This is a genomic window from Streptomyces sp. NRRL F-6492 (assembly GCF_001280125.1).
In the GTDB taxonomy this organism is placed as follows: Bacteria; Actinomycetota; Actinomycetes; order Streptomycetales; family Streptomycetaceae; genus Streptomyces.
The window spans coordinates 32,756-58,571 of the sequence record NZ_LGEG01000222.1; the positions used below are offsets into that span (position 1 = coordinate 32,756).

The following is a 25,816-nucleotide window of genomic DNA, read 5'->3' on the forward strand; positions in this document are numbered from 1 at the left end:
GTCATGATCGCCGGTCGTGACCACTGTGAGAACCCATCCACGGCGGGGCCCGCTCTTCGCGGCCGTCCTCGCCCTCCTCTGCTCGGCGTTCCTCGCCCTGCCCGCGAACGCCGACCCCGCCCCCTACAGCGACTGCGGGACGGGACTGTTCTGCGTCTACGACGGCTCCGGGGGCTCCGGCACCCGCCAGGACGTCGCCGAGGGCGGCAAGGACGAGGCGCCCTCCGGCGCCGTCCTGTCCGTCCGGAACAACACCCGCATGTGGGCCTGCGTCTACGGCGCCGCCCGCTACGGCGGCGGCCTCCAGACCGTCAAGCCCGGCAACGGCGACGAGTACGTCACCGGCGGCACCCGCTGGGTCGTCGGCTCGTACAAGCTCGTGCCCACCCGCGCCCTGTGCTTCACCGGCTACGAGCGCTGCGCGGACGGCGACGTCTGCACCTTCGCCGAGCGCAACGGCCGCGGCGCGATGACCGTCCACGTCCCGGCGGTCGACCCGGCCACCGGGAACCTCGGCAACAGCTACGGCGCCGAGGTCGCCCCCCGCTCCGTGTGGAACCGGACCGGGCGGCACCTGTGCTTCTACCCCCGGCCGGACTACACCGGCACCTGGACCGACGAGAACGACAAGAAGACGTACGGCGCCTACGTCGTGCTCCGCGGCGACAGCATCACCCTTCCCCCGTCCCTCGAAGTCCCGCTCCGCTCCCACGAACTCGTCGACGGAACCTCGGAGTGCCAGTGACCACGCCCCCGCGACCGGCCCTCGCCGTCGCCGCCGCCCTCGTCGCGGCCCTCGCCCTGACCACCTCGGCCGCCGCCGCCCCCACCGCGCCGGAGACGAAGAGCCCGCTCGCCGCGAACTGGGCCCAGGACCCGAACGTCGACGCGAGCGTCCCCGGCGTCACCCGCACCACCTGGATCGAGAAGGAGCCCGGCACCCGGGTCGCGAGCCGCGTCCTCCAGATCGTCACGATCGACCCGACCGCCGCCCCCGTCTCCCTGGAGAGCACCGTCGGCGCCGGTGACGGCCTCGCCGAGACGCTCGCCGAGCAGCTCGCCGGGGTCAGCTCGGTGCCCACCCGCCACCCCGTGGCCGGCGTCAACGGCGGCCTGTTCAAGTCGGAGAAGAAGCACCCCGACCACGTCCTGCCCGCCGGGGCCAGGACCCTCACCCTCCAGCACGTCGGCGTCTCCGCCACCGACGGCGTCCTGCACAGTTCGAGCTGCTGGGGCAAGGGCAAGGGCACCTCGGGCGCCGTGATCCAGTACGGCCTCCCGTACATCACCACCCTGCGCACCGAACTGAGCCTCACCGCGTCCGACGGGGCCGTCCAGCGGCTCGACGACATCGACCGGGACCCCGGCCGCGCCCGCAGCTGCGCACGCGACGCCGAGGACCGGCCCGTCCCCGAGGAGGTCGCCGGGCAGCGGGGCGTCTACACCGACCCCGACGAGATCGTCCTGTTCACCGACGACTACCGGTTCCCGGTGCCGAAGCCCGGCCTCGACCCGACGGTCACCACCGAGGACGACCCCGGCTTCGAGGTCGTCCTCGACTCCACGGGCAAGGTGACGGCCGCCCGCGCGGGGCGCGGCGGGGCGACCCCCGCCGCCCAGGTGAAGGTGCCCTCCGGCGGCCGTGTCCTCCAGGGCGTCGGCACGGGCGCCGGCTGGCTGCGCGACCACGCGATCGCCGGCACCCGGCTGACGGTCCACCAGAAGCTCCTCGACACCCGGCTCGGCCGGGAGGTCCCGCTGGACCCGTCGGTGGACGTCGTCGGCTCGTTCCACCAGGTCCTCCGGGACGGCGACGTCCCCGACGCGCTCCCCGACACCTGCAACCAGTGGGGTTCCGGCACGGGGACCGGCACCCAGAACTGCACCGACTCGCGGGTCGCCCTCGGCACCGACGTCCGGGGCCGCCCGGTGCTCGCCACCCTGACCGGGCAGACCCAGCCCACCTCCGCGACCACCCACGAGGACGGGGCGACCCTGCGCGCCTTCGCCGAGCTGCTCGACTCCGAGGAACTCGGCCTGGTCGACATGCTCAACCTCGACGGCGGCGGCTCGGCGACCCTGATGACCGGCACCCGGATCCACACTCCCCCGACCGAACGGGATAACGGCGGCTACGCGCACCGGCCCGTGGCCGACACCGTGTACGCGGGGATCGGCGGCTACGGCATGTACGCCAGGCCGTAGCCGCCCGCGCTTCCGGTCAGGCGGACTTGACGCCCCGGTGCAGGGCCACGATCCCGCCCGACAGGTTCCGCCAGGCCACCTTCGACCAGCCGGCCTTCTGGAGCAGACCCGCCAGGGCCGGCTGGTCCGGCCAGGACCGGATGGACTCGGCCAGGTACACGTACGCGTCGGGGTTGGAGGAGACGGCACGGGCCACCGGCGGCAGCGCGCGCATCAGGTACTCCTCGTACACCGTGCGCAGCGGCGCCCAGGTCGGGTGCGAGAACTCGCAGATGACGACCCGGCCGCCGGGCTTCGTCACCCGGTACAGCTCGCGCAGCGCCTGCTCGGTGTCCTGGATGTTCCGCAGCCCGAAGGAGATCGTGACGGCGTCGAACACGTCGTCGCGGAAGGGCAGCTTCGTGCCGTCGCCCGCCGTGAACGGCATCCACGGGTGGTTCCTCTTGCCGACCCGCAGCATCCCGAGGGAGAAGTCGCACGGGACGACGTACGCGCCCGCCCGAGCGAAGGGCTGCGAGGAGGTGGCCGTGCCGGCGGCGAGGTCGAGGATCCGCTGCGCCGGGCGGGCGTCGACCGCCTTCGCGACCTCCTTGCGCCAGCGGCGGTCCTGGCCCAGCGAGAGCACGTCGTTGGTGAGGTCGTAGTTGGCCGCCACGTCGTCGAACATCGACGCGACTTCGTGCGGCTGCTTGTCCAGGGTGGCGCGGGTCACGGGCGTTCGGCCTCGCAGAATCGGAGACGGGCGGGCGGCCCCATTGTCTCAGGGCCCCTCCCGCCGCGGTCGGCAGGGCGCGCTCGGCGGCGCCCGGCGCGCCGGGCTCCTCAGCGGGCCCGGTGGACCAGCCGGCCGCCGAGCACGGTGGCGACGCAGGTCGACGCGCCGAGGCGGACCAGGGCCGCCCGGTCGGGGACGTCGAAGACGGCGAAGCGGGCCGGGCCGCCCGGCACCGGCGCGGGCAGCAGCACCAGCGGGGCCGGGGAGAAGGACGGGGGCCCGGGGAGCCGCTCGGGACGGCGGCCGACGGCGAGACCGGCCCGGCGCACGGCGTCCACGGCGGCCCGGCCGCGCAGCTCGCCCGCGACGGCGACCGTCCCGTGCGCCAGGAGCCGCTGCACGCCCCGGCGCGCGGAGGCGCCCCGCCGCGAGGGGTCGGCCCGGAAGATCCGCTGCGCCCGCTCCCCGGTGATCGGCTCGGTCCCGAACCCCTCGGCCTCCCGGGGGTCGGGGTGGTACATGCCTTCGAGCAGCTCGGGCCCGTACGGGTTGAGGAGGCCCGGGGTGAGGATGCCGGGCCACCGCCGCACCCGCGCCCCGGGGCGGACGGCGACCAGGTCCTCGTACGGGCCGACGGCGGCGACGAGGGCGCCGTCGACCAGGACGGCGCCCTCGGGCGTCGCCTCGGCGACGTGGATCGTCAGCACCGTCCCCCTCGGTTCGCGTCGAGGAGCTTCAGCTCCGGATGCGCCGTGCCGCCCTCGATCGCGACGGACGAGATGTGGGAGGCGACGCGCTCGTCGACCGGGTCGTTCGCCGGGTCGTCGTGGACGACCAGGTGCTCGTACGTGGTGGCGCGCTGCGCCGGGACGCGGCCCGCCTTGCGGATCAGGTCGATGATCTCCAGGCGGTTGGAGCGGTGCCTGGCCCCGGCGGAGGAGACGACGTTCTCCTCCAGCATGATCGAGCCGAGGTCGTCGGCGCCGTAGTGCAGGGAGAGCTGGCCGACCTCCTTGCCCGTGGTCAGCCAGGAGCCCTGGATGTGGGCGACGTTGTCGAGGAACAGCCGGGCGATCGCGATCATGCGCAGGTACTCGAAGAGCGTGGCCTGCGTGCGGCCCTTGAGGTGGTTGTTCTCGGGCTGGTACGTGTACGGGATGAAGGCCCGGAAGCCGCCCGACCGGTCCTGCGTGTCGCGGATCATGCGCAGGTGCTCGATGCGCTCGGCGTTGGTCTCGCCGGTGCCCATGAGCATGGTGGAGGTGGACTCCACGCCCAGGCCGTGGGCGATCTCCATGATCTCCAGCCAGCGCTCGCCGGACTCCTTCAGGGGCGCGATGGCCTTGCGGGGGCGCGCGGGCAGCAGCTCGGCGCCCGCGCCGGCGAAGGAGTCGAGTCCGGCGGCGTGGATGCGGCTGATCGCCTCCTCGACGGGGACGCCGGAGATGCGGGCCATGTGCTCGATCTCGGAGGCGCCGAGGGAATGGATGACCAGCTGCGGGAACTCCGCCTTGATCGCGGCGAAGTGCTTCTCGTAGTACTCGACGCCGTAGTCGGGGTGGTGGCCGCCCTGGAACATGATCTGGGTGCCGCCGAGCTCCACGGTCTCCGCGCAGCGGCGCAGGATGTCGTCGAGGTCCCGGGTCCAGCCCTTCTCGGTGTCCTTCGGCGCGGCGTAGAAGGCGCAGAACCGGCACGCCGTCACGCAGACGTTCGTGTAGTTGATGTTCCGCTCGATGATGTACGTCGCGATGTGCTCGGTCCCCGCGTACCGGCGGCGGCGCACGGCGTCGGCGGCGGCGCCCAGCGCGTGCAGGGGCGCCGAGCGGTAGAGGTCGAGCGCCTCCTCGGGGGTGATCCGGCCGCCCGCGGCGGCGCGGTCCAGAACGGACTGCAGTTCGGCCTTCTCGGTCACCGGGTTCGTCCCTTTCGGAGGGGTACTGACAGACCGAACCAGCGTACGCCAGGGGTCCGGACCGCCTCCGTCGGGGAGCGGGCGGGAAGCGGCCGGGAGCCGCCGGAGAGCCGTCCGGGAGCCACCGGGGAGCCGCCGGGAGCCACCGGGGAGCCGCCGGGCCGTTCCGGTGAATCGACGGCGTCGGGCGACTCGGCGGAACGCCCCGCCGCCCCGGCGGGTGAACGGACGGGAAACCGCCCTCCCCTTTCGGGCGTCCGCATTCCGTCCGGCCGTTCGCGGGCGCCTCCGGAATGGGCCCGGAGACGCGGTCGGAATTGCCTTCGCGTGAATTCGGGGGCGCCCGTCCCGGGGCCGTGCGGTCAGCCGCGCGGGGGCCGGAGGAGTTCCACCCGGACGTCCGCGGGAAAGCCGGTCGTGGGCCCGGTGCGGCGGGCGAACTCGCGGGCGCCCGCGAGTTGTTCGGGCCCGAAGCGGAAGTCGAGGGTGCGGAAGTACCGCTCCAGGAGTTCCGCGTCGAAGGCCTCCCAGCGGGCCGCCTGCTCGGCGACCTTGGCGACCTCCTCCAGGGAGAGGTCGCGGGAGGAGAGGAACGCCCGGTGGACCTCGTGGACGGTCTCCGGCTCGCGCGCCAGGTAGTCCTTGCGCACCGCCCAGACGGCGAAGACGAACGGGAGGCCCGTCCACTCCTTCCACATCAGGCCCAGGTCGTGGACCTGGAGGCCGAGCCGGGGCGCGTCGTGCAGCGAGGCCCGGAGCGCGGCGTCGCCGATGAGGACGGCCGCGTCGGCCTCCTGCATCATCAGGCCGAGGTCCGGCGGGCAGGTGTAGTAGTCGGGCGCCACCCCGTACCGCTCGGCCAGGAGCAGCTGGGCGAGGCGGACCGAGGTGCGGGAGGTGGAGCCGAGCGCCACGCGCGCGCCGTCGAGCTCCTCCAGGGGCCGCTGCGACACGATCACGCAGGACATCACCGGGCCGTCGCAGCCGACGGCGATGTCCGGGAGGGCGACCAGGTCGTCCGCGTTGCGGAGGTACTCGACGAGGGTGACGGGGCCGATGTCCAGGTCGCCCCGGACGAGCCGCTCGCTGAGCTTCTCCGGGGTGTCCTTCGTGAGCTCCAGGTCCAGGAGCGTCCCGGTGCGCGCCAGGCCCCAGTAGAGGGGGAGGCAGTTCAGGAACTGGATGTGTCCGACGCGGGGCCGGCTGCGCTGCTCGTCGGTTGCTTTGTCCACATCGTGAGGCTAGACCCGTCTCGCGGGGCGGGCATCGCCGGGGCACGCGCGTCAGCGCGGGAGGGACGTTCAAACACGCGGGTGACGTGATCTTTCCCTCTACCCTCACGAGCGTTCTGCGTGCTACGCTCAACGCAAGTTGCAGTTTGGTTTCCCTTGCAGTACAGAGCCTGCGGAGCATGTGACCCGCAGGCTTTTGTAGTTTTCAGACTTGTTTGCAGGTTCTGGAGCAGGGCAACCCTTTGGCCCAAGGAGGGCTTATGGCTACCGGAACCGTCAAGTGGTTCAACGCTGAAAAGGGCTTCGGCTTCATCGCCCAGGACGGCGGCGGCCCGGATGTCTTCGTCCACTACTCCGCGATCAACGCGAACGGCTTCCGTTCGCTCGAGGAGAACCAGGTCGTGACCTTCGACGTCACGCAGGGCCCGAAGGGCCCGCAGGCGGAGAACGTCTCCCCGGCCTAAGTTGCCCGGGTCGGCGATCGCCTACCACTAGAGCAGTACCCAAGGAGCCCCGCTCCGTGCCTCGCGGCACGAGCGGGGCTCCTGCCTTTCTCCCGGTCCACCGGGGGCATCGGGCGGGAGTCAGCAGGTGGGGATCACGGTCCCGTTGTTGTCGCGGGCCTCGTCGTTGCCCCAGCGGGACAGGTAGTAGGCGGAGACGTGGGCGTTCCGTCCGTTCTTCCCGGCGTACACCGTGTCGAGGTCGGTCCGCAGCCACCAGTGGTTGTAGTTGCCGGAGGCGTCGCGGATCTCCTGGCCCCAGACCTTGCAGTAGACGTAGTTCGTGCCGGCGTTCAGCACGCCCTGGGCGTCGCCCGTGTCGGCCCGGGCGTAGCCGGTGGCGTGGGCGAAGGTGTCGACCCAGTACTTCCCGCCCCCGCCGGAGCAGCCGTTGTCGCTGGTCAGGTGCCTGGAGCCGTAGGAGCCGGGGTAGGGCGCGAGGGAGGCGCCGTTGAGGGTGATGGGCTGGCCGACGCCGTTGTGGAGCTGTTCGTAGTGGATGTGGGCGCCGGAGCTGTTGCCGGTGGAGCCGGTGGTGCCGATCTGCCGGCCCTGGGAGACGGCGGCGCCGTGGGCGACCGAGTAGGAGTCGAGGTGGAAGTAGTACGTCTTCCAGCCGCCGCCGTGCTCGATCACGACGTAGTTCCCGGCGCCGGACGGCTGGGAGTAGCGGTAGGCGGTGCCGGACGCCGAGGCGAGGACCGCGGCCCCGGCGGTGCCGCCGCCGTCGGAGCGGACGAAGTCGAGCGCCTGGCGGACCTCGGCCGAGTGGTGGCTGTAGGTCCATTTCTGGCCGCAGGCGAAGGGTGCCTTGAAGAGCGGCGCGGCCTGGGCGGGGGTCGTGGTGACGAGCGCGGTGAGCAGGCCCGCGACGAGCGCGAGCAGGGTGCCGATCGGGGTGATCCGTGCACGCATGCGTCCTCCGGTGCGTGGGGGTGCGGGGCGGTGGGACAGGGGTCGACGCGCGTTGAACGGACCTCAGCGTGCCGGAAGACCGCGCGGCGCAGTAGACCGCGACGACCACACCGGGAGCGGGCCGGTTACGTAGTCTGGACACATGACCGAACGCAAGCCGCCCGGTGTGAGCTTCGAGTCGTTCGTGGACAAGCAGATCCGCGAGGCCGCGGAGCGGGGTGAGTTCCGGAGCCTGCCGGGCTTCGGGAAGCCGCTCCCCGACGACTCGGCGCCGTACGACGAGCTGTGGTGGATCAAGGGCAAGATGCACCGCGAGGGCGCGTCCGTGCTGCCGCCCTCGCTCGCGCTGCGCAAGGAGGCCGAGGACGCGGAGGCGGCGGTGGCGGCGGCCGTCTCGGAGAGCCGGGTCCGCCGGATCCTGGGCGAGATCAACACGAAGATCGCCGAGGCCCTGCTGCGGCCGCCGGCCGGGCCGCCGCTGAACCTGAGTCCGTTCGACGTGGAGGCGACGGTGGAGCGGTGGCGGGCGGGGCGTTCCTGATCCCGGCCCCCCGAAGAAGGACCCCTTGAGGAAAGGATTCCGCATGAACAGCGCCGGTCTGCTGGTCGACTCGTTCGGCCGGGTGCGCGAGGCCGTCCACGGGGCCGTGGAGGGCCTCACGGAGGACGAGCTGGCCGTCCGGACCGATCCGGACGCGAACTCGATCGCCTGGCTCGTCTGGCACCTCACCCGCGTCCAGGACGACCACCTGGCGGGCGCCTTCGGCACGGAGCAGCTGTGGACCGCCGAGGGCTGGGCGGACCGCTTCGGGCTGCCCTTCCCCGAGGAGGCGACCGGGTACGGCCAGACGCCCGCCCAGGCGGGCCGGGTGAGGGCCCCGGCGGACCTCCTCCTCGGCTACCACGACGCCGTGCACGACCGGACGGCGGAGCTGGTCGGGGCGGTGACGGACGCGGACCTGGACCGGGTCGTCGACGCCGCCTGGGACCCGCCGGTCACCCTCGGCGTCCGGCTGGTGTCGGTGATCGCGGACGACCTCCAGCACGCGGGGCAGGCGGCGTACGCGCGGGGCGCGGTGGAACGGGGGCGGTGAGGGCCGGGCGGCGGCCCTCCGCGTACAACCCCTTCCGGGGGTCGGGCGTCTGACGGGGCGGCACGCACACGGATGCGTGCCGCCCGGCCCTTCGAAGGGGAAGAACATGTCCGCCGCCCCTGCCCGGCGCGCGCTCGCCGCCGCGATCACCACCGTCCTCGCCGCCACCGCCCTGGCCGCCGCACCCGGCGCGACCGCGGCCACGGGCACGGCCACGGCGGCGGTCGCCGCCCCGGCGCGGGCCGCCGCCCCGGCCGTCCCCCGGGTGCCCGACGACGTCGAGGTCGTCGGCTCGGGCCCGAGCGGTCTCCTCGGCACCACCCGGGTCCACCTCTCCGACCGGTCCTTCCTCGCCCATCGCTGGTACCGGCCGGACGGCGGCTCGACCACGGTCCCGAGCCGCGACGGCAAGAACGCCGTGTCGGCCAACGCCCTCGTCTCCGACCTCGTGACGGTGGTCGAGCCGGGCGGCCGGGTGGTCGCGCTGCACGACATGTCCGCGTCCTCCACCGTCGCCCCGGTCGTCATCGACCTCGCCACGCTGGGGCCCACGCACACGTACGCGGCCACGATCGGGTCCACGCTCCTCGTCGAGGCGGGGCCCGCGAACGGTCCGCGGGAGCTCCACCTCGTCTCCAGGAACGCCGACGGCTCCCTCTCCGACCGTCCCGTCACCGGGGTCCCGGCCGCGTTCGGTTCGACGGTCGAGGTGAGGGGCGCGGCCGGAGGCGTCCTCGTCGCGTACCACTCGAACGGCGCCGACTGGTACAAGAGCGCCCTGCTCACGCTGGACCCGGCCTCGGCCGCGGTGACCGGCACGTATCCGCCGTCGGCCGACGACCGGGGCGAGTACCGGCCCGTCGCCCTCTCCGCCACGAGGATCGCCCGGTGGCAGGGCGAGGACGTCGCCGTGACCGACCGGGCCACCGGCGCGAGCACGTCCGTCACCGTGGGCCGGATCGACGCCGCCCGGGTCCTGGGCCTCTCCGGGGACTGGCTGTTCTACGGCCGGTCCACCACCCCCGGCGGCGGCCGGGCCGGCGACGCGCTGCTGCCGCTCACCGCCCGTTCGCTCGCCGACGGACGCACGGTCGCGGTGCTCGACCGCGTCTCCGGTCTGGTGCCCGCGCCCGGCGGCGCCCTCCTGGCACGCGGCGGGACGGTCGCGAAGGGCGAGGGCCTCTACCGGATCGCGCCCGGCCCGGACGGCGTCCCGGCCGCCGAACTCGTGGCCTCCACCGGAGTGTCGACCGCGCTGACGCTCGACGGGACGAACATCACCCCCGTCGTCGACCTCGACGCCCCGGGCGACCCCCTCTTCTCCTGGTACTTCTCGCACGGCGGCTCCGCCGTCCGGATCGACCTGATCCACAAGCGGAGCGGACAGCGGTACCGCTACGAGACCGAGACCGAGTACGCGTTCGCCGGCTTCACCTGGCGGGGCGTCTTCGGCCTGCACGAGAACGACCTGGCCGGGGCCGCGTTCAACGGCGACTACACCTGGGAGCTGACCGCGAAGCCGCACGACGGCATCGGCCCCGACCTGCACGCCACCGGCGACTTCACGGTCACCCGCGGGCCCGAGCCGCACGACTTCAACGACAACGGCTCGCCCGACCTGCTCGTCCGCGACGACGCGGGGAACCTGCGGCGCATCGACACCGTGTACGACCCCCGGGTGAAACGGGTCGTCCCCGCCGGGGGCCCCGTGCTCGTCGGCGGCGGCTGGCAGCGCTACCGGCAGATCGAGTCCGTCGGCGACGTCGCCGGGACGACCGCGCCCGACGTGGTCGGCGTCGACGCGAGCGGCGTGCTCTGGCTGTATCCCGGCACCGGAGACGGGGCCGAGCCCCTCGCGGACCGGGTCAAGGTCGGCGGCGGCTGGCAGGTGTACACCCAGCTTGCCGGTGGCAGCGACCTCACCGGTGACGGCCGCGCCGACCTGGTCGCCGCCGACAAGGCCGGCGACCTCTACCTCTACAAGGGGACGGGCAACACCGCCGCGCCCTACGCGCCCCGCAAGAAGATCGGCTTCGGCTGGGGGATCTACAACCGGCTCACCGCCGTGGGCGACGTCGCGGGCGCCGCCGCCGGAGACCTCGTCGCCCGCGACAAGGACGGCGTCCTCTGGCTCTACCTCGGCAAGGGCGACGGCACCTACGCGCCCCGCGCGAGGGTCGGCGCCGGCTGGAACCAGTACACCCACCTCGTCGGCATCGGCGAACCCACCTCCCACGAACGCGCCGCCCTCCTCGCGTACGACCCGCGGGAGAACGCCGCGTACGTCTACCGCAGCACGGGGTACTGGGCGAAGCCGTTCCACGACCGCTGGCGCACGGGGATCTCCTCGGACGGCACGTACAACCTTTTCCGCTGACCGCATGTCCTATGAGGCGGTACGTACACATGTGCGTGCCGTTCGATCCCCTTTCGGAGGAGAAGAACGTGACCTCTGGTACGGCCCGGCGCGCGCTCGCCGCCGCGATCACCACCGTCCTCGCCGCCACCGCCCTGGCCGCCGCGCCCGGCGCGACCGCCGCCACCGGCACGGCCCCGGCGGCGCGGGCACAGGCCGTGACCGAGGCGCAGGCCGTGCCGAAGCTGCCGCCCAAGACCGAGGTGATCAGCGCGGGTCCGAGCGGGTACCTCGGCTCGACCGAGGACTACGACTCCGAGGGCATGTACAGCTACGAGTACCGCTGGTACCGGCCGGACGGCACCTCGACCCTGCTCTCCAAGGCGTCCTCGGCGGGTCCGGCGCTGCCCAACGCCCTCGTCTCCGACATCGCGGTGACGGCCGACACGTACGACTACCGGGTGATCCGGCTGCACGACATGTCCGCCCCCGCCGGTACGGCCCCGGTCGTCATCGACCTGCGCACGCTGGGCCCCACCCACACGTTCGTGGGCGCGTACGGCTCCACGCTCCTCGTCACGGTGGGGGCCCCGAACGGCCCGAGGGAGCTCCACCTGGTCTCGAAGAGCGGCACCAAGCTCTCCGACGTCAAGGTCACCGGCGTTCCCGCCGACACCGGCCGGGTGATCGAGGCGAAGGGCACGCCCGGCACCGCCCTCGTCACCCACAATCCGGTCGGATCCGCCTGGAACAAGACCGCCCTGGTCGTGATCGACCTGGCGTCGGGCGCGGTGACCCGCGCCGACGCGCCCCTGACCGGCGACCAGCCCGTCGCCGCCTCCGCCGAGAGGCTCGTCCGCTGGCAGGGCCCGGACCTCGTCGTGACCGACCGGGCCACCGGCAAGGACGTCACGACCTCCGTGGGCGGACACGGCGGGCTGCTCGGCCTGTTCGGGGACTGGGTGGCCTACGGCAGGGCCACCGCCACCGGCGGGGGCACGGCCGGCGACCCGCTGCTGCCGCTCACCGCCCGCTCGCTCGCCGACGGGCGTACGGTCACGCTGCTCGACCGCGCGTCGAGCGTGGTGAACGGTCCGGACGGCACCCTCCTGGTCCGGGGCGGGACGGTCGGGAAGGGCGAGGGCGTCTACCGGATAGCCCCCGGCCCGGACGGCGTCCCGGCCGCCGAGCTCGTCGCCTCCACCGGTGAGTCGACCGCGCTGACGCTCACGGGGACGAGCGTCGGGCCCGTCGTCGACCTCGATCTCATGAACAACCGGGCCCGCCTGAGCTGGCAGCTGTCGCACGACGACTTCGAGTACACCGTGGAGCTGATCCACCAGCAGAGCCGGCAGCGGTACCGCTACACGTTCGAGGATCAGAGTTCCAGCAGGTTCGACTTCCTCTGGCGCGGGAACTTCGCGGACGGGGAGGGCGAGCCGGGCAGGGCCGCGTTCAACGGCGACTACACCTGGGAGCTGACCGCGAAGCCGCACAACGGCATCGGGCCGGACCTGCACGCCACCGGGGACTTCAAGGCCGTCCGCACGCCCAAGCTCCACGACTTCAACGACAACGGCTCGCCCGACCTGCTCTTCCGCGACAAGTCGGGGTCCCTGCGCCGCGTCGACACCGTCTACGACGCGTGGAAGAGCAAGGTCGTGCCGCCGGGGGACCCCGAGTACGTCGGCGAGGGCTGGCAGGGCCACCGGCAGATCGAGTCCGTCGGCGACGTCGCCGGGACGACCGCGCCCGACGTGGTCGGCGTCGACGCGAGCGGCGTGCTCTGGCTGCACCCCGGCACCGGAGACGAGCGGAACCCGCTCGGCGCACGGGTCAAGGTCGGCGGCGGCTGGCAGGTCTACGACCGGCTCGCCGGCGGCAGCGACCTGACCGGCGACGGCCGCGCCGACCTGGTCGCCACCGACAAGGCCGGCGACCTCTACCTCTACAAGGGGACGGGCAACACCGCCGCGCCCTTCGCGCCCCGCAAGAAGATCGGCTTCGGCTGGGGGATCTACAACCAGCTCACCGCCGTCGGGAACATCGCGGGCGCCGCCGCCGGAGACCTCGTCGCCCGCGACAAGGACGGCGTCCTCTGGCTCTACCTCGGCAAGGGCGACGGCACCTACGCGCCCCGCGTCAAGATCGGCGCCGGCTGGAACCAGTACACCCACCTCGTCGGCATCGGCGACGCCACCATGGACGGCCGCGCCGACCTGTACGCCTTCGGGCCGGACAACACCTCGTACGTCTATGCGGGCACCGGCGGCTGGAAGACCCCCTTCCAGCCGCGCGTCCCCACCGACGTCCTGGTCACCGGCACCACGGGGGCGGACGTCACCCACGTGTCCTGAGGAGGGGTGACGCCGTCCCGCCCGCCTGCCGCGGGGAGGCGGGCGGGACGGCGTCACCCGCACAACCATGCGCGTTTTCCACGCGTCCCACCCGTGACGGCGGAGCACCGCCGCACCAGAGCTGCCGGAGAAGGAACCCCTTTGAGCCACGTTCGCACGCCCCGGCGCCGTCTCGCCGCGGCCGTCGTCGCCCTCCTCGCCGTCACCGGCGGCGGCCTGGCGGCTCCGGCCGCGTCGGCCGCCCCCTCCGGCCCCGCCCCGGCCGTCGTGAGCGCCGACCCCGCCGAGCCCCGGCTCGTGGAGCAGTCGGTCCCCGGCACCATGGACTTCAGCGGGAAGAACGGTGTCGTGGAATTGATGTGGCGCTTCGACGCCCCCGCGTTGGTGAAGATCGAGCTGACCCACACCGCCTCCGGGAAGCGGAAGACGGACACCGCCTACACCACGGACGACGGGCTGGCCGTCATGCGGTGGATCGGCGTCTTCGACGATTTCACGGCCGCGTACAACGGTGGGTACACCTGGCGGCTGACCGTGACACCCCGCAGTGCCGCCGGCCCGTCGACAGAGAGGACGGGCACGTTCGAGGTCGACAGCGGGCAGGCGCCGCACGACTTCTCGGACAGCGGCTCCCCCGACCTCCTGGTCCGGGCGGATGGTTCCCTGTACGTGTTCGACGGCCGCAAGGGGCTCGAGTTCGACCACACGGACGCGGCGATCGGAACGAACGCCGGGCCCGGCTGGGATGCCTACGACCGGATCGTCGCCCCCGGCGACGTCGGCGGCGGGCGGTTCTCCGACCTGGTCGCCCGGGACAGGACCGGCACGCTCTGGGTCCACCCGGGCACCGGCATCGCCGCCTCCCCCTTCGCTCAGCGCGTCAGGGTCGGCGGCGGCTGGCAGGTCTACGCCGAGGTCACCGGCGGCAGCGACCTCGACGGTGACGGCCGTCCCGACCTGGTCGCCGCGGACAAGTCCGGCGGTCTCTGGTTCTACAAGGGCACGGGGAACGTCGCCGCGCCCTTCGCCCCCCGCAGGAAGACCGGTTACGGCTGGGGCATCTACGACAAGCTCGTCGCCACCGGGAACATCGGCGGCGCCGCCGCCGGTGACCTCGTCGCCCGCGACAGGAACGGCGTCCTCTGGCTCTACCTCGGCAAGGGCGACGGCACCTTCGCGCCCCGCGCGAGGGTCGGCGCCGGCTGGGACGCCTACAACGAGATCGTCGCCATCGGCGACACCGACCGGGACGGCCGCCCCGACCTCATCGCCAACGGGCGCACGGGCCGCGTCCACAGCAGCCTCGCCCTCTACCGGGGCACCGGCAACTGGAAGGCCCCCTTCGCCCCGCGCACCTGGGCCGCCATGCTGCTGCCCGTCCCCGGGTGGTCCACCCAGCTGTTCTGACGGCTCCGTCTCCTCCCCGGGAAAGCACGACCACCTTGTTCCCCGCCCGCACGCCCCGGCGCAACCCCGTTCCCGCCGACCGTTCCTGACGGACCGGCGGGCACCGGGCGGGACGTCGGCGGGGCGTCAACAGGGTGTCAGCGGGACGTCAGCGGCACGGTCGCCCAGACCGTCTTGCCGACCTCCCGCTCCTTCACGCCCCACGCCGTGGCGAGGGCGGCGACGAGCACCAGCCCGTAGCCGCCCTCGTCGGGCGTCGCGGACGGTAACGGCCGCCGCTCGCCGCGCGCGTCGGACAGCTCGATCCGCACGTGCCCGTCCCCCCGCTCCATCCGCACCTCGAAATCCCTCCCGGACACCCGCCCGTGGAGCGCCGCGTTGTTGGCCAGCTCGGCGAGGACCAGTTCGGCGGCCTCGGCCCCGGCCCCGGTGACCTCCCATTCCCGCAGCTGCTGCACGCCCAGCAGACGCGCCAGGCGCGCGCCCCGGCGCGTTGCGGAGAGACGGAGCACGAACTCACCGGTCGGGGTGGTGGTTTCTGACTTCATGCCCCCGAGCGTGGCCTCCCGGCCCTACCCTGACCAGGAGCGACGCGACGACGCTGCGTAACGGTACGGGCACGCCAAGAAGGCGGTACGGATGTCGGGGAACGAGGAGGAGCGGCCGGAACGGCCCTCCGAGGTGGACGGTACGGCGCACCTTTTCCGGGCATTGGGGAAAATCCTGAAGGTCCTGCGCCGCAACGCGAGCCTCAGCCAGGCGGAGCTGGCGGATCTCGTGCATTGCAGCGAGGACCTGATCTCGTCGGTGGAGCGAGGCGTACGGACTCCGCAGCCGGACTTCCTGGTGCGGGTGGATCCGCTGGTGAAGGCGGGCGGAGCACTCGCGGCGGCGGCGGACGACGTGCGGGAGGCGCTGGCGAGGGCCAGGGTGCGGCACCCGGACTGGTTCCGCAGCTATGCCAGAGCGGAAGCCGAAGCGGTGACGCTGCACTACTACGCGCCTCAGGTCATGCCGGGCATCCTTCAGGTGCCCGGGTACGCGGACGCCGTCTTCCGGCACCGCCGCCCGCTCTACGACGAGGCGACCATCGAAAAGCTGCTGACCGACCGGCTCGCCCGCCAGGTCATCTTCGAGAAGCAGCCCGCTCCGACGATGAGCTTCGTCATCGAAGAGGACGTACTCCGCCGCCCCTTGGGGGGCCGAAACGCCTTCCGGGAGCAGCTCAAGCGCCTCATCGAGGTGGCCAAGCTCCGGAACGTCCACATCCAGATCATGCCGACCGACCGCGAGGAACATCCGGCCCTGGGCGGCGAGTTCACACTGCTGACGCTGAAGGGTCGGCGGGAGGTGGCGTACATCGAGAGCTACCAGCACGCCCGCCTCATCACCGACCCCGAAGAGGTCCGCACGTACGCAGAGCGGTATGGGATCATGCGCGCACAGGCGCTCACCCCCCGGGAGTCCCTGGAGTACCTCGAAAAAATGCTGGGAGAGCTATGAGCACCGCAGATCTGGCCTGGTTCAAGAGCAGCTACAGCGGTCCCGAGGGCGGCAACTGCGTCGAGATCGCCTACGACTGGCGCAAGTCCAGCTACAGCAGCGGTGAAGGCGGCAACTGCGTCGAGGTCGCCGCTCACCCCACCACCGTCCACGTCCGCGACTCCAAGGTCCCGCACGGCCCCCAGCTCGCCGTGGCCCCCACCGCCTGGGCGGCCTTCGCCGCCGCCGTCTGACCCGGCCGTAATCCACGCGCCCCGGGCCTCGGGCCCCGGTCATGCTCCTGCCGTCCCCGGGTGCTGACACGTTCGGGGAACCGACCGGCGACCGCGTCCACCTAGCTCCTGCTCGGAGCGGGGTCCGTCTCATGACGGGCGGTCGCCGGCACCTTTCCCCGAACCGGCCGCGCCCGCGCCGAGCGGGACGGTGACCTCGCGGGAACGGTCCTGGCCGATCTCGGGGCAGGGGCCGCCCGTCACGCCGCCCATGACGTGCTCCACAGCGTCTTCGGGGCGCTGGTCCTCTCCGCCCTCGCGCACTCCCTGTCCGGAGCGCCCGCGCCGGTCTGACACGGTCCTCACCAGGGGTTTCACCGTTCTTACATCGTTCCTTCAACTGCGTTGCAGCGGTGAGCAGTTGGCGGCCACTCCGGTGGCGGACCGCTCGGCTAGGGTGTCGCCCATGCAGGGGGAACCGAACAACAATTCCAGTGCGGAAGACCTGAGCGGCAGCGGGGCCATGCCGCTGGACGCGGAGGATCCCCGGAGCATCGGGGCGTTCAGGCTGCTCGGGGTGCTCGGGTCCGGTGGCATGGGGCGGGTCTATCTCGGTGCCGTGCCGGGGAAGTTCGCCGCCGTGAAGCGGGTGCTGCCGATCCTCGCGGAGGACGCGGACTTCCTGAGCCACTTCGGGCACGAGCTGGACAACCTGGCCCGGCTGCCCGCCGGGGCCAACACCCGGCTGCTCGCGAGCGACCGCACGTCGAAGCCGCCGTGGTTCGCGACCGAGTTCATCCCCGGCATCACCCTCGACGAGGCGATCCGGCTCAACGGCGGTCCGCTGGCCGGCGGGGCCCTGTGGCGGCTCCTGCGGGACGCGGCGGCCGGGCTCCGGGTCGTGCACGGCGCCGACGTGGTGCACCGGGACCTGAAGCCGTCCAACGTGATGCTGACCGGGGACGGGCTCTCCCTCATCGACTTCGGCGTCGCCCGCGCCGCCGACCAGAGCCGGCTGACCAGGACCGGCATGGTCATCGGCACCCCCGCCTACATGGCGCCCGAACAGGCCGTCGCGGAGAAGGTCCTGACCGGCGCGGCCGACGTCTTCGCGCTCGGCGGCCTCCTGCTGTACGCGGCGAACGGGCGGCCTCCGTTCGGTGACGGTTCCGGCCCCGACCTGCTCTATCGAGTGGTCCATGGCGAGCCCGGCTTCGGGGGCCTCGCCGAGGCCGATCCCGCGCTCGCGGAGCTCGTACAGAAGTGTCTCTCGAAGGATCCGGCGGACCGGCCGACCGCCGCCGAGCTCGTCGGGCTCACCGAGGAGCGGGCGGCGGGGGCCGTCTGGCCGGACGCCGTCGCCGCGCGGATCGGGGAGCGGGCGGCCTTCGCCGCCGGGGCGCCCACGGCCGCGCAGCTCGCGGAGCTGGAGGCGGCCGAGCCCGCCCGGGACGTTCCGACGGCCCCGCTCACCCCGCAGGCCGCGAAGGAGCCCGCGACGGCCTCGCCGGACGTGCTCGCCGTGACCGCCGCCAAGGGGGCCGGGAAGCCGGAGAAGCGGCGGAACCGGTTCGTCATGCTCGCCGTGCCCGTCGTCGTGGCGACCGGCACCACCCTGACCGTCGCCCTCGGGCCGTACGAGGTCGGGCGCCTCGGCGCGGCCCCGCAGGACTCCGCCTCCCCGTCCGCCGTGGCCTCGCAGCCGGCGGCCGTTCCTCCGGCGGCCGGGCCGGGGTCCCCGTCGTCGTCCACGTCCCCGGGGCCCGCGTCCTCGAAGCCCGCGTCCAAGCCGTCGGCCGGGGCTCCGTCCTCGCAGCAGCAGCCTCCGCCGCCGGGGTCCGCCGTTCCGCCGCCCGGTAACGGCGGGGGCGTGCTGCCCGGCGGGTCGGGGGCCGGGTCCGGGGCCGGTGGCGGGTCCGGCTCGGGCGGCGGTTCCGGGTCCGGTGGTTCCGGGTCCGGCGGTGGCGGGGCCGGTGGTGGCGGGGCGGCTCCCACCTCCCCCTCCGGCGGCACGAAGACGACCCGCCCCCCGGCCCCGCGGCCGACGACGCAGAAGCCCGCCCCTCCCCCGTCGACCGGCGGTTCGGCGCCCTCGGGGACGTACGCCCTGGAGAACGGGAGCAGCGGCAACTGCCTGGCGGAGTACGACTCGGGATTCGGCAACGTCATCACGGCCGCCGCCTGCGGCTCCAAGAACCCCAACGGCACCCCCTACTGGTACTCCTGGACCTACCGGGCCGGGGCGAACGGCACGTTCCAGCTGGTCAACCGGACGAGCAAGCGCTGCCTCCAGCCCACGGGGGGCATGGGGCTCACCACCAACCCCTGCGACGGCTCCTCCGCCCAGTCCTGGAAGGTCCTCTCCTCGACGTCCTCCGGGCGGACCATCGAGAACGCGGGCGACGGGTTGTGCCTGACGGCCGGGTCGATGGCGATGACCTACACCTGCGGCGGGGCCCAGAGCAGTCAGGTCTGGCGGAACATCGGGGCGCTGTAGGCGCACGCGGGCGCGTGTATACCGATTCGCAACCGAAACCCCGCCCGGTCGAGACCCACTACGTGTACACGTCATTACGCTCAGCGTTCATGGTCACCACCCCCCATGAACCGCCCGTCCACCCCGCCCACCCCGTCTACGTCATAGGCGGCGGCCCCGGCGGGCTCGCGGTCGCCGCCGCCCTGCGCGGGCGGGGCGTCCGGGCGGTCGTCCTGGAGAAGTCCGACGCCGTCGGCGCCTCCTGGCGCGCCCACTACGACCGGCTGCGGCTGCACACCACCCGGCGGCTCTCCGGGCTCCCGGGCATGCGGATGCCCCGCTCGTTCGGCCGCTGGGTCGCCCGCGCCGACGTGGTCCGCTACCTGGAGGAGTACGCGGAGAAGCACGAGCTGGAGGTCGTGACGGGCGTCGAGGTCTTCGCCGTCGAGCGGTCCGGCGAGGAGTGGGTCCTGCACGCGACCGGCGGGCGCCGGCTCGTCGGCGGCGCGGTCGTCGTGGCCACCGGCTTCAACCACACCCCGAGCCTGCCCGACTGGCCGGGCCTGGACGCGTACGAGGGCGAGTTGAGCCACGCGCGCGCGTACCGCGCCCCGGAGCCGTACGCGGGGAAGGACGTCCTCGTCGTGGGCGCCGGGAACACCGGCGCCGAGATCGCGGCCGACCTCGCCGGGGGCGGTGCGGAGCGGGTGCGGCTCGCGGTGCGGACGGTCCCGCACATCGTGCGGCGCACGACGGCCGGGTGGCCGGCCCAGCGCACCGGCATCCTGGTGCGGCGGCTGCCGGTGCCCGTGGTCGACCGGCTGGGCGCGGTGATGGCCCGCCTCGCCGCCCCCGACCTCACCGCGCACGGGCTGCCCCGGCCGGACACCGGTCTCGCCACCCGCCAGCGGCAGGGGGCGATCCCGGTGCAGGACGTGGGCCTGGTCGAGGCCGTGCGGGCCGGGAAGGTCGAGATCGTCGCGGCCGTCGAGGGCTTCGAGGGCGGCGAGGTGCTCCTCGCGGACGGCACCCGGATCACCCCGGACGCGGTGATCGCCGCGACCGGTTACCGGCGCGCCCTGGAGCCGCTCGTGGGCGGCCTGGGCGTCCTCGACGAGCGGGGCCGCCCGGTGGTCCACGGGGCCCGCTGCCCCCGCGAGGCGCCGGGCCTGTACTTCACGGGTTTCACGAACCCGATCAGCGGCATGTTCCGGGAGCTGGCGATCGACGCGGAGAAGATCGCGCGGGCGATCGCGCGCCGGGCCGCCCGGCGGACGGCCGGGTGAGGGCGCGGCGCCCCGGGCCGTGAGGGGTGGAACCGCCGGCCCGGCCCGCGCGTCGAAGGGCCATGACGCGACGAGCCGGACAGATCCTCCTCACCCTCGCGGTGGTCGCCGGAGCGCTCACGGGCTGCGCCCGGGCCGACGGGGGCGCGCACGCCGACCGGGCGAACGCCGACCGCGTGAACTCCGACCGCGTGAACTCCGACCGCGCGAACTCCGACAGCGCGAACTCCGGGCGCGCGAACACCGGCCGGGCGGGCGCCGGGCGCGCGATCCCCTTCGAGCTGTACACGCATTGCGGAATCGACGAGGCCCGCATCGGCTCGACGTACTTCGAGGCGGAGACCCCGCTCTCCGACGGCTCGGGAAACCCGCCCGAGGGCTGGGGCAACCCCGTCCAGCGCGGCACGATGACCTTGAAGTCCGCGACGGAGGCCGTCTTCACCGACGACGCCGGACACGAGGTGAGGTTCCGTGCCCGGCCGGGCGCGGACGCCCCCAAGCGCGTCTGCGCCTGAGCACTCCGCCTGCGGCGCGGCCCGTACGGACGTCACTCCGTCGCGTACAGGAAGATCCCGCCCGTCATGAAGACGGCCACGACGGCGAGCGCGCCCCACACCAGGAGCGCGACGAACCAGCCCTGGCGCGCCGGGCGGGTGAGGAGCGCCGCCACGGACAGGGCCGCCCAGGCCACGAGCCAGCCCCGTACGCCCGCGTACGGGGCGGCGAGGGCTCCGGCGAGGGCCGCGAGCGCCAGGTGCCACCACAGGGGCCGGCCGCCGAGCCGGCGTCCGAGGTCCTCGCCGAGCAGGACCACCGGCAGGACGAGGGCCGCCGACACCACGACGGCCGCCAGGAACCAGAACACCGTCACGCACGGGAGCGTCGCGAGGAACAGTCCTCCCCCGCCGTACTCCCAGGGCTCCGGCTCCCCGTCCCGGCCGGTCACCGTCCCCACCGCCATGGCCACCCCGCCCTCCAGCAGCAGCGCCAGCGTCGAGACCCTCAGCATCCGGGCGTGCGTACGCCCCGTGTCGGGACCGCTCATCCGCGATCACCCCCCGGGGGACATCATGCTCCCGCCGGAAGCGCCGCCTCCGTCCGGGGCCGCCCGATGACCAGGGCCATCAGGGCCGCCGCCGCGCACAGCGCGCCCGAGGCGTACCAGACGACGTCGTAGGTGCCGAAGACGTCGCGGGCCAGGCCGCCCGCGAAGGCGACGACGGCCGCGCCGACCTGGTGGGAGGCGAGGACCCAGCCGAAGACGATCGCGGAGTCCGCGCCGAAGTGCTCGCGGCACAGGGCCATCGTGGGCGGGACGGTGGCCACCCAGTCCAGGCCGTAGAAGACGATGAAGAACAGCATCGGCGGGTGCACGGACGGCGCCAGCAGGATCGGCAGGAAGCAGAGCGAGATCCCGCGCAGCGCGTAGTAGACCGCGAGCAGGCGGCGGGCGGAGAAGCGGTCGGTGAACCACCCGGAGGCGACCGTGCCGACGACGTCGAAGACGCCGATGACGGCGAGGAGTCCGGCCGCCGCCGTGATCGGCATGCCGTGGTCGTGGGCGGCGGGCACGAAGTGGGTGCGGACCAGGCCGTTGGTGGAGGCGCCGCAGATCGCGAAGGACCCGGCGAGGAGCCAGAAGGGGCCGGTGCGGGCCGCCTCGAACAGGACGGTGACGGCCCGGCGGGCGGCGCCCGTGACGGGCGCGGGCTTCTCCACGTACTCCCCGCCGTACGGGGCGAGCCGGACGTCCGCCGGGTGGTCGCGGAGCAGCAGCCAGACGAACGGGACGACGGCGAGCGCGGCGAGGGCCACGGTCACGGAGGCGGGCCGCCAGCCGTGCCGCTCGACCAGCCAGGACAGCAGCGGCAGGAAGATCAGCTGGCCCGAGGCCCCGGCGGCGGTGAGCAGGCCGGTCACCAGGCCCCGGCGGGCGACGAACCAGCGGTTGGTGACGGTCGCGGCGAAGGCGAGGGCCATGGAGCCGCTGCCGAGGCCGACGAGGATCCCCCAGTAGAGGACGAGCTGCCAGGCGGCGGTCATCCACACGGTGAGGAGCGAGCCGAGCGCGATGACGCCGAGCGCGACGGCGACGACCCGGCGGATGCCGAAGCGGTCCATGAGCGCGGCGGCGAAGGGGGCGGTCAGGCCGTAGAGGGCGAGGTTCACCGAGACCGCGAAGCCGATCGTGCCGCGCGACCAGTGCAGTTCGCTGTGCAGCGGCTCGATCAGGAGGCCGGGCAGGGAGGCGAAGGCCGCCGATCCGATGATCGTGACGAAGGTGACCGCCGCGACGAACCAGGCGCGGTGGACGCGGGGGGTGCGGACCGGTCTGTCCCCGGGCGTGCGGACGGGGGTCTCGGTTGTCTGAGCCATGCCGTCGAGCATCCCGGCCGCCCCGCCCTCCCGCCATTGGCCCGGACGACAGCTTTCCAACGGATCGGGCCACGGTGCGGGATCCGGGCCGCACCGTGGACCGGCCGCGAAGGCCCGCCCCGCGCGCCTCACGCCCTCGGCAGCGTCCTGACCGGGCGTACGGCGAGGAGGGCGGCCACCACGAGGACGGCGACGCCCGCCCCCGCGAGGAGGACCCGCTCCGTGCCGACCGCCGCCGCGACCGGGCCCGACAGGGTGCGGCCGACGCCCATCATGAGGAGCGAGCCGGCCACGTCGTACGCGTGCATCCGGTTCAGCGCCTCCTGCGGGACGTGCGTCTGGACGGCGGTGGACCACATCACCAGCCAGTACGCGAAGGCCGCCCCGCCGATGAACTGGCCCGCGCCGAGCAGCTCCACGGGCGCGCCCAGACCGAGCAGGGCGAGGTTCACGGGGAGGCCGAGGAGGGCGACCGCGCCCCACGCGAGGGGGCGGCCGGGGCGCAGCCGGAGGGCGAGCAGCCCGCCGGCCGCGCTCCCGGCCCCGTTGACCGCCATGAGCACGCCGTACGCGGCCGGGCCGTGGTCCCCGGTGACCAGGCTCGCGGTGAGCGGCACCATGGGCCCGGCGACGGTCAGGCCGTACACCGTCCAGATGGAGATGACCCCCCAGAGCCAGCTGCGGGAGCGGAACTCGCGCCAGCCGCCCACGAGTTCGGCGCGCAGGGAGTCGCGCCGCAGCGTGTCGGAGGGGAGCGGGGCGAGCCGCGTCAGGGCGAGGCAGAGGGCGCTGACCGCGAAGGTGGCGCCGTTGACGGCGAAGGCGGCGCCCGCGTTCCAGACGGCGACGAGGAGGCCCGCGGCGGCCGGTCCCGCCATGGTCGTCAGGGCCTCGACGACCCGCAGGACGGCGTTGGCGCGCTGCACGTCGGGGGCGATGCGCGGGATCGTGGAGGCGACGCCCGGCTGGAAGAGGGCGGCGCCGATGCCCCCGGTGACGGAGAGCGCGTACACCACCCACAGGGGTGGACCGCCGAGCGCGAAGGTGACGGCGAGGACGGCGGCGCCGGGCAGCCGCAGCAGGTCCGCGAGGATCATCATGCGCCGGGCGGTGAACCGGTCGGCGAGGACGCCGCCGAAGAGCACGAAGAGCGCGAAGGCGGCGGTCCAGCTCCCCAGCGCGTAGCCGACGGCGGAGCCGGGGTGCCCCGCGCCGAGGAGTCCGGCGGCGTAGGCGACGGGGACCATGCCCTCGCCGAAGACGGCGGCCCCCCGGGCGACGAAGAAGAGCCGGAAGTTACGGTTCCAGAGCGGGGGCGGCCCGTCCGGGACGGGAATCCGTTCGAGGGCTTCGGTCTTGTACGTGTTGTCCGTCACGGTCAAGAACAGCTACCGGAAGCTGGTCTGGACCACCACCGATTTTCTCCGCCGCTTTCCCGGCACCGCCCTTCGGAGGGAGCACCGCCCGTGTCACCGTCGCCGCCGTCGCCGCACCGCGTCGTCGTCCTCGCCCTGCCCGGTCTCCTCCCCTTCGAACTGGGCATCCCGCACCGCATCTTCGGCCTCGCCCGGGACTCCGCGGGGCGGCGCCTGTACGAGGTCGTCACCTGCGCGACGGCCGCCGGGCCCGTCCGCACCGACGCCGACTTCGCCGTCCAGGTCGAGCACGGCCCGGAGGCCCTCGCCACCGCCGACACGGTCGTGGTGCCCGCCTCGTACGAGCTCGGCCCGGTCTACGAGGAGGGCAGGCTCTCCGCCGAACTGGCCGCCGCCCTGGCGCACATCCGTCCCGGCACCCGGCTGGTCTCCATCTGCACCGGCGGCTTCGTGCTCGCCGCCGCGGGCCTCCTCGACGGGCGTCCGGCCACCACCCACTGGGCCTCCGCCGAGCACTTCCAGCGCCTCTTCCCGAAGGTGCGGGTCGACGCGGACGTCCTCTTCGTCGACGACGGCGACGTCCTGACCTCGGCGGGCGTGGCCGCCGGGATCGACCTGTGCCTGCACCTGGTGCGCCGCGACCACGGGACGGGCGTCGCCAACGAGGTGGCCCGCCGGACGGTCGTGCCGCCGCACCGGGACGGCGGCCAGGCCCAGTACGTCGCCCGGCCCCTGCCGCGGGCCGGGACGCACACCACGACCGCGGCCCGCGCCTGGGCGCTCGCCCACCTCCACGAGCCGATCCAGCTGCGGGACCTGGCGGAGAAGGAGGCGATGAGCGTACGGACGTTCACCCGCCGGTTCCGCGACGAGGTCGGCGTCAGCCCCGGCCAGTGGCTCACCCGACAGCGCGTCGAACGCGCCCGGCACCTGCTGGAGTCCACCGGCCTGCCGGTCGACCGGATCGCGCGGGACGCCGGCTTCGGCACGGCCCAGTCACTGCGGACGCACCTGATGAGCGCGATCGGGGTGACCCCCACCTCCTACCGGCGCACGTTCCGCGTCACGGGCGCGGAGGCCGCGCCCGGGGGCCGGACGCCCGCACCTCGGGGCTGAACGCCCGCGCCCCGAAGGGCCGGAGGGCGAACGTCCGCGTCACGAAGGGCCGGTGCCGAACGTCCGCGCCCCCTGAAAGCCCGGCGTCCGGGTGGCGGCGCGCTCGCGCGCGCCCCGAGCACGGCACGGACCCGCCGCCACCCGGCCGCGACCCGCGCACGCCGAGGGCCGTCCGGCACCCCGGGCCCGAACGGGCCCCGGGCACCCGGCCCTCGGCTCCCCTCGCCGCGCATCGCTCACCCCAGGGTGGGCAGAACGGAACGAACCGTCAACAGGGCACCCGGCCGGGCGAGACCGGGACCCCCGGCGCCACCACGGGCGCGGGGGCGACCGGAGCGCGGTCCACCTCGCACCAGATGCTCTTGCCGAGGCCCTCGGGCTGCCAGCCCCACCGGTCCGCGAGACCGTCCACCAGCTCCAGGCCCCGCCCGTTGGTGTCGTCGCCCTCCGCGCGCCGGGGCTTCGGCGGGCAGTCGCTCGTGTCGGCCACCTCGACCCGCACCCCGCCCTCCGCCGCGAACAGCATCCGCAGCACGGCCGGGCAGCCCGTGTGCACCACGGCGTTGGTCACGAGCTCGGAGATGATGAGCACCAGCGTCTCCGCCAGCGGCTCGTCCGCCCCTATGCCCGAACCGGCGAGCCGTGACCGCGCCCACCTCCGGGCCCGCCCCACCTCCGCCGGGTCCGGCCCGACCTCCAACTGAACCTGAAGCACCTGCACCGTTCACACCATCCGAACCGGCGGACACATCGCCTCGCGCCTCACAGCCAT

General features: G+C 73.9%; 25 protein-coding genes. 14 read left to right on the plus strand and 11 right to left on the minus strand.

Annotation, left to right across the window (positions count from 1 at the left end):
- The first annotated feature begins 16 nt into the window (after positions 1-16).
- The gene (locus ADL08_RS19990) at positions 17-745 is read left to right on the plus strand and encodes a peptidase inhibitor family I36 protein (protein ID WP_053644860.1); all 729 of its coding nucleotides are present in this window, start codon (positions 17-19) and stop codon (positions 743-745) included.
- On the plus strand, positions 742-2,205 hold the full coding sequence (locus tag ADL08_RS19995) for a phosphodiester glycosidase family protein (RefSeq protein WP_053644862.1): 1,464 nt from the start codon (positions 742-744) through the stop codon (positions 2,203-2,205). The genes ADL08_RS19990 and ADL08_RS19995 overlap by 4 nt, the downstream gene beginning before the upstream one ends.
- 16 nt (positions 2,206-2,221) lie before the next feature.
- On the opposite strand, the gene ADL08_RS20000 is transcribed toward ADL08_RS19995, so the two are convergent.
- The 4 genes from ADL08_RS20000 to ADL08_RS20015 form a co-directional block, all read right to left on the minus strand.
- Positions 2,222-2,917, minus strand: a complete 696-nt coding sequence (locus ADL08_RS20000) for a demethylmenaquinone methyltransferase (protein ID WP_053644864.1) — start codon at positions 2,915-2,917, stop codon at positions 2,222-2,224.
- 110 nt (positions 2,918-3,027) lie between these two features.
- Positions 3,028-3,627 (minus strand): hypothetical protein, encoded by a 600-nt coding sequence (locus tag ADL08_RS20005; RefSeq protein WP_053644866.1) that lies wholly within the window; start codon positions 3,625-3,627, stop codon positions 3,028-3,030.
- Entirely contained in the window at positions 3,621-4,835 is a 1,215-nt protein-coding gene (gene mqnC, locus ADL08_RS20010) for a cyclic dehypoxanthinyl futalosine synthase (protein ID WP_053644868.1), read from the minus strand. Before mqnC ends, ADL08_RS20005 begins: the two co-directional genes overlap by 7 nt.
- A gap of 362 nt (positions 4,836-5,197) precedes the next feature.
- The gene (locus ADL08_RS20015) at positions 5,198-6,067 is read right to left on the minus strand and encodes a menaquinone biosynthetic enzyme MqnA/MqnD family protein (RefSeq protein ID WP_053644870.1); all 870 of its coding nucleotides are present in this window, start codon (positions 6,065-6,067) and stop codon (positions 5,198-5,200) included.
- Between the two features lie 260 nt (positions 6,068-6,327).
- On the opposite strand from ADL08_RS20015, the gene ADL08_RS20020 reads away from it, so the two are divergent.
- A complete protein-coding gene (locus tag ADL08_RS20020) occupies positions 6,328-6,531 on the plus strand; it encodes a cold-shock protein (protein ID WP_041130679.1) in 204 nt (67 codons plus the stop codon).
- A 120-nt stretch (positions 6,532-6,651) separates the two neighbouring features.
- Here the strand turns inward: ADL08_RS20020 and ADL08_RS20025 are convergent, their stop codons facing one another.
- The gene (locus ADL08_RS20025) at positions 6,652-7,485 is read right to left on the minus strand and encodes a M23 family metallopeptidase (RefSeq protein WP_053644871.1); all 834 of its coding nucleotides are present in this window, start codon (positions 7,483-7,485) and stop codon (positions 6,652-6,654) included.
- 142 nt (positions 7,486-7,627) lie between these two features.
- Between ADL08_RS20025 and ADL08_RS20030 the strand changes: the two genes are divergently transcribed.
- The 5 genes from ADL08_RS20030 (at position 7,628) to ADL08_RS20050 (ending at position 14,699) form a co-directional block, all read left to right on the plus strand.
- Complete coding sequence (locus tag ADL08_RS20030) at positions 7,628-8,026, plus strand: DUF1992 domain-containing protein (protein ID WP_053644873.1); 399 nt, start codon at positions 7,628-7,630, stop codon at positions 8,024-8,026.
- 43 nt (positions 8,027-8,069) lie between these two features.
- A complete protein-coding gene (locus tag ADL08_RS20035) occupies positions 8,070-8,579 on the plus strand; it encodes a mycothiol transferase (RefSeq protein WP_053644876.1) in 510 nt (169 codons plus the stop codon).
- Between the two features lie 106 nt (positions 8,580-8,685).
- Positions 8,686-10,956, plus strand: a complete 2,271-nt coding sequence (locus ADL08_RS20040) for a hypothetical protein (protein WP_053644878.1) — start codon at positions 8,686-8,688, stop codon at positions 10,954-10,956.
- A 68-nt stretch (positions 10,957-11,024) separates the two neighbouring features.
- Complete coding sequence (locus ADL08_RS20045; RefSeq protein ID WP_159043126.1) at positions 11,025-13,292, plus strand: FG-GAP repeat domain-containing protein; 2,268 nt, start codon at positions 11,025-11,027, stop codon at positions 13,290-13,292.
- 141 nt (positions 13,293-13,433) lie between these two features.
- Positions 13,434-14,699, plus strand: coding sequence for an FG-GAP repeat domain-containing protein (locus ADL08_RS20050; RefSeq protein WP_053644882.1), 1,266 nt, complete (start codon positions 13,434-13,436; stop codon positions 14,697-14,699).
- A gap of 137 nt (positions 14,700-14,836) precedes the next feature.
- Here the strand turns inward: ADL08_RS20050 and ADL08_RS20055 are convergent, their stop codons facing one another.
- Positions 14,837-15,247, minus strand: coding sequence for an ATP-binding protein (locus ADL08_RS20055; RefSeq protein ID WP_053644884.1), 411 nt, complete (start codon positions 15,245-15,247; stop codon positions 14,837-14,839).
- Between the two features lie 91 nt (positions 15,248-15,338).
- Here ADL08_RS20055 and ADL08_RS20060 point away from each other — a divergent pair, with 91 nt between their 5' ends.
- Together ADL08_RS20060 and ADL08_RS20065 are read left to right on the plus strand one after the other, a co-directional pair.
- Complete coding sequence (locus ADL08_RS20060) at positions 15,339-16,202, plus strand: helix-turn-helix domain-containing protein (RefSeq protein ID WP_053644887.1); 864 nt, start codon at positions 15,339-15,341, stop codon at positions 16,200-16,202.
- Positions 16,199-16,435, plus strand: coding sequence for a DUF397 domain-containing protein (locus tag ADL08_RS20065; protein ID WP_053644889.1), 237 nt, complete (start codon positions 16,199-16,201; stop codon positions 16,433-16,435). Before ADL08_RS20060 ends, ADL08_RS20065 begins: the two co-directional genes overlap by 4 nt.
- A 129-nt stretch (positions 16,436-16,564) precedes the next feature.
- On the opposite strand, the gene ADL08_RS38785 is transcribed toward ADL08_RS20065, so the two are convergent.
- A complete protein-coding gene (locus ADL08_RS38785; RefSeq protein WP_267889579.1) occupies positions 16,565-16,687 on the minus strand; it encodes a hypothetical protein in 123 nt (40 codons plus the stop codon).
- A 193-nt stretch (positions 16,688-16,880) separates the two neighbouring features.
- Between ADL08_RS38785 and ADL08_RS20070 the strand changes: the two genes are divergently transcribed.
- The 3 genes from ADL08_RS20070 to ADL08_RS20080 all read left to right on the plus strand — a co-directional run bounded on the left by ADL08_RS20070 (position 16,881) and on the right by ADL08_RS20080 (position 20,691).
- Positions 16,881-18,911, plus strand: coding sequence for a protein kinase domain-containing protein (locus tag ADL08_RS20070; RefSeq protein WP_234352199.1), 2,031 nt, complete (start codon positions 16,881-16,883; stop codon positions 18,909-18,911).
- Between the two features lie 89 nt (positions 18,912-19,000).
- Positions 19,001-20,176, plus strand: coding sequence for a flavin-containing monooxygenase (locus ADL08_RS20075; protein WP_053644893.1), 1,176 nt, complete (start codon positions 19,001-19,003; stop codon positions 20,174-20,176).
- A 62-nt stretch (positions 20,177-20,238) separates the two neighbouring features.
- Positions 20,239-20,691: a hypothetical protein gene (locus ADL08_RS20080; RefSeq protein WP_053644895.1), complete on the plus strand. Its 453-nt coding sequence runs from the start codon at positions 20,239-20,241 to the stop codon at positions 20,689-20,691.
- A 32-nt stretch (positions 20,692-20,723) separates the two neighbouring features.
- On the opposite strand, the gene ADL08_RS20085 is transcribed toward ADL08_RS20080, so the two are convergent.
- The 3 genes from ADL08_RS20085 to ADL08_RS20095 form a co-directional block, all read right to left on the minus strand.
- On the minus strand, positions 20,724-21,221 hold the full coding sequence (locus ADL08_RS20085; RefSeq protein WP_159043127.1) for a hypothetical protein: 498 nt from the start codon (positions 21,219-21,221) through the stop codon (positions 20,724-20,726).
- Between the two features lie 23 nt (positions 21,222-21,244).
- Positions 21,245-22,552 (minus strand): MFS transporter, encoded by a 1,308-nt coding sequence (locus ADL08_RS20090; RefSeq protein ID WP_053645073.1) that lies wholly within the window; start codon positions 22,550-22,552, stop codon positions 21,245-21,247.
- A 128-nt stretch (positions 22,553-22,680) separates the two neighbouring features.
- Entirely contained in the window at positions 22,681-23,934 is a 1,254-nt protein-coding gene (locus ADL08_RS20095; protein WP_053644900.1) for an MFS transporter, read from the minus strand.
- Between the two features lie 84 nt (positions 23,935-24,018).
- On the opposite strand from ADL08_RS20095, the gene ADL08_RS20100 reads away from it, so the two are divergent.
- Positions 24,019-25,044: a GlxA family transcriptional regulator gene (locus ADL08_RS20100; protein ID WP_053644902.1), complete on the plus strand. Its 1,026-nt coding sequence runs from the start codon at positions 24,019-24,021 to the stop codon at positions 25,042-25,044.
- A 268-nt stretch (positions 25,045-25,312) separates the two neighbouring features.
- On the opposite strand, the gene ADL08_RS20105 is transcribed toward ADL08_RS20100, so the two are convergent.
- Complete coding sequence (locus ADL08_RS20105) at positions 25,313-25,765, minus strand: ATP-binding protein (RefSeq protein WP_078968434.1); 453 nt, start codon at positions 25,763-25,765, stop codon at positions 25,313-25,315.
- Positions 25,766-25,816: the final 51 nt, after the last annotated feature.

Coding starts and splice junctions, on each gene's coding strand:
- ADL08_RS20020 (WP_041130679.1), top strand. CDS start 6,328: ATGGCTACCGGAACCGTCAAGTGGTTCAACGCTGAAAAGGGCTTCGGC.
- ADL08_RS20025 (WP_053644871.1), bottom strand. CDS start 7,485: ATGCGTGCACGGATCACCCCGATCGGCACCCTGCTCGCGCTCGTCGCG.
- ADL08_RS20030 (WP_053644873.1), top strand. CDS start 7,628: ATGACCGAACGCAAGCCGCCCGGTGTGAGCTTCGAGTCGTTCGTGGAC.
- ADL08_RS20035 (WP_053644876.1), top strand. CDS start 8,070: ATGAACAGCGCCGGTCTGCTGGTCGACTCGTTCGGCCGGGTGCGCGAG.
- ADL08_RS20040 (WP_053644878.1), top strand. CDS start 8,686: ATGTCCGCCGCCCCTGCCCGGCGCGCGCTCGCCGCCGCGATCACCACC.
- ADL08_RS20055 (WP_053644884.1), bottom strand. CDS start 15,247: ATGAAGTCAGAAACCACCACCCCGACCGGTGAGTTCGTGCTCCGTCTC.
- ADL08_RS20060 (WP_053644887.1), top strand. CDS start 15,339: ATGTCGGGGAACGAGGAGGAGCGGCCGGAACGGCCCTCCGAGGTGGAC.
- ADL08_RS20065 (WP_053644889.1), top strand. CDS start 16,199: ATGAGCACCGCAGATCTGGCCTGGTTCAAGAGCAGCTACAGCGGTCCC.
- ADL08_RS38785 (WP_267889579.1), bottom strand. CDS start 16,687: ATGGGCGGCGTGACGGGCGGCCCCTGCCCCGAGATCGGCCAGGACCGT.
- ADL08_RS20070 (WP_234352199.1), top strand. CDS start 16,881: ATGCAGGGGGAACCGAACAACAATTCCAGTGCGGAAGACCTGAGCGGC.
- ADL08_RS20075 (WP_053644893.1), top strand. CDS start 19,001: ATGGTCACCACCCCCCATGAACCGCCCGTCCACCCCGCCCACCCCGTC.
- ADL08_RS20080 (WP_053644895.1), top strand. CDS start 20,239: ATGACGCGACGAGCCGGACAGATCCTCCTCACCCTCGCGGTGGTCGCC.
- ADL08_RS20085 (WP_159043127.1), bottom strand. CDS start 21,221: ATGAGCGGTCCCGACACGGGGCGTACGCACGCCCGGATGCTGAGGGTC.
- ADL08_RS20090 (WP_053645073.1), bottom strand. CDS start 22,552: ATGGCTCAGACAACCGAGACCCCCGTCCGCACGCCCGGGGACAGACCG.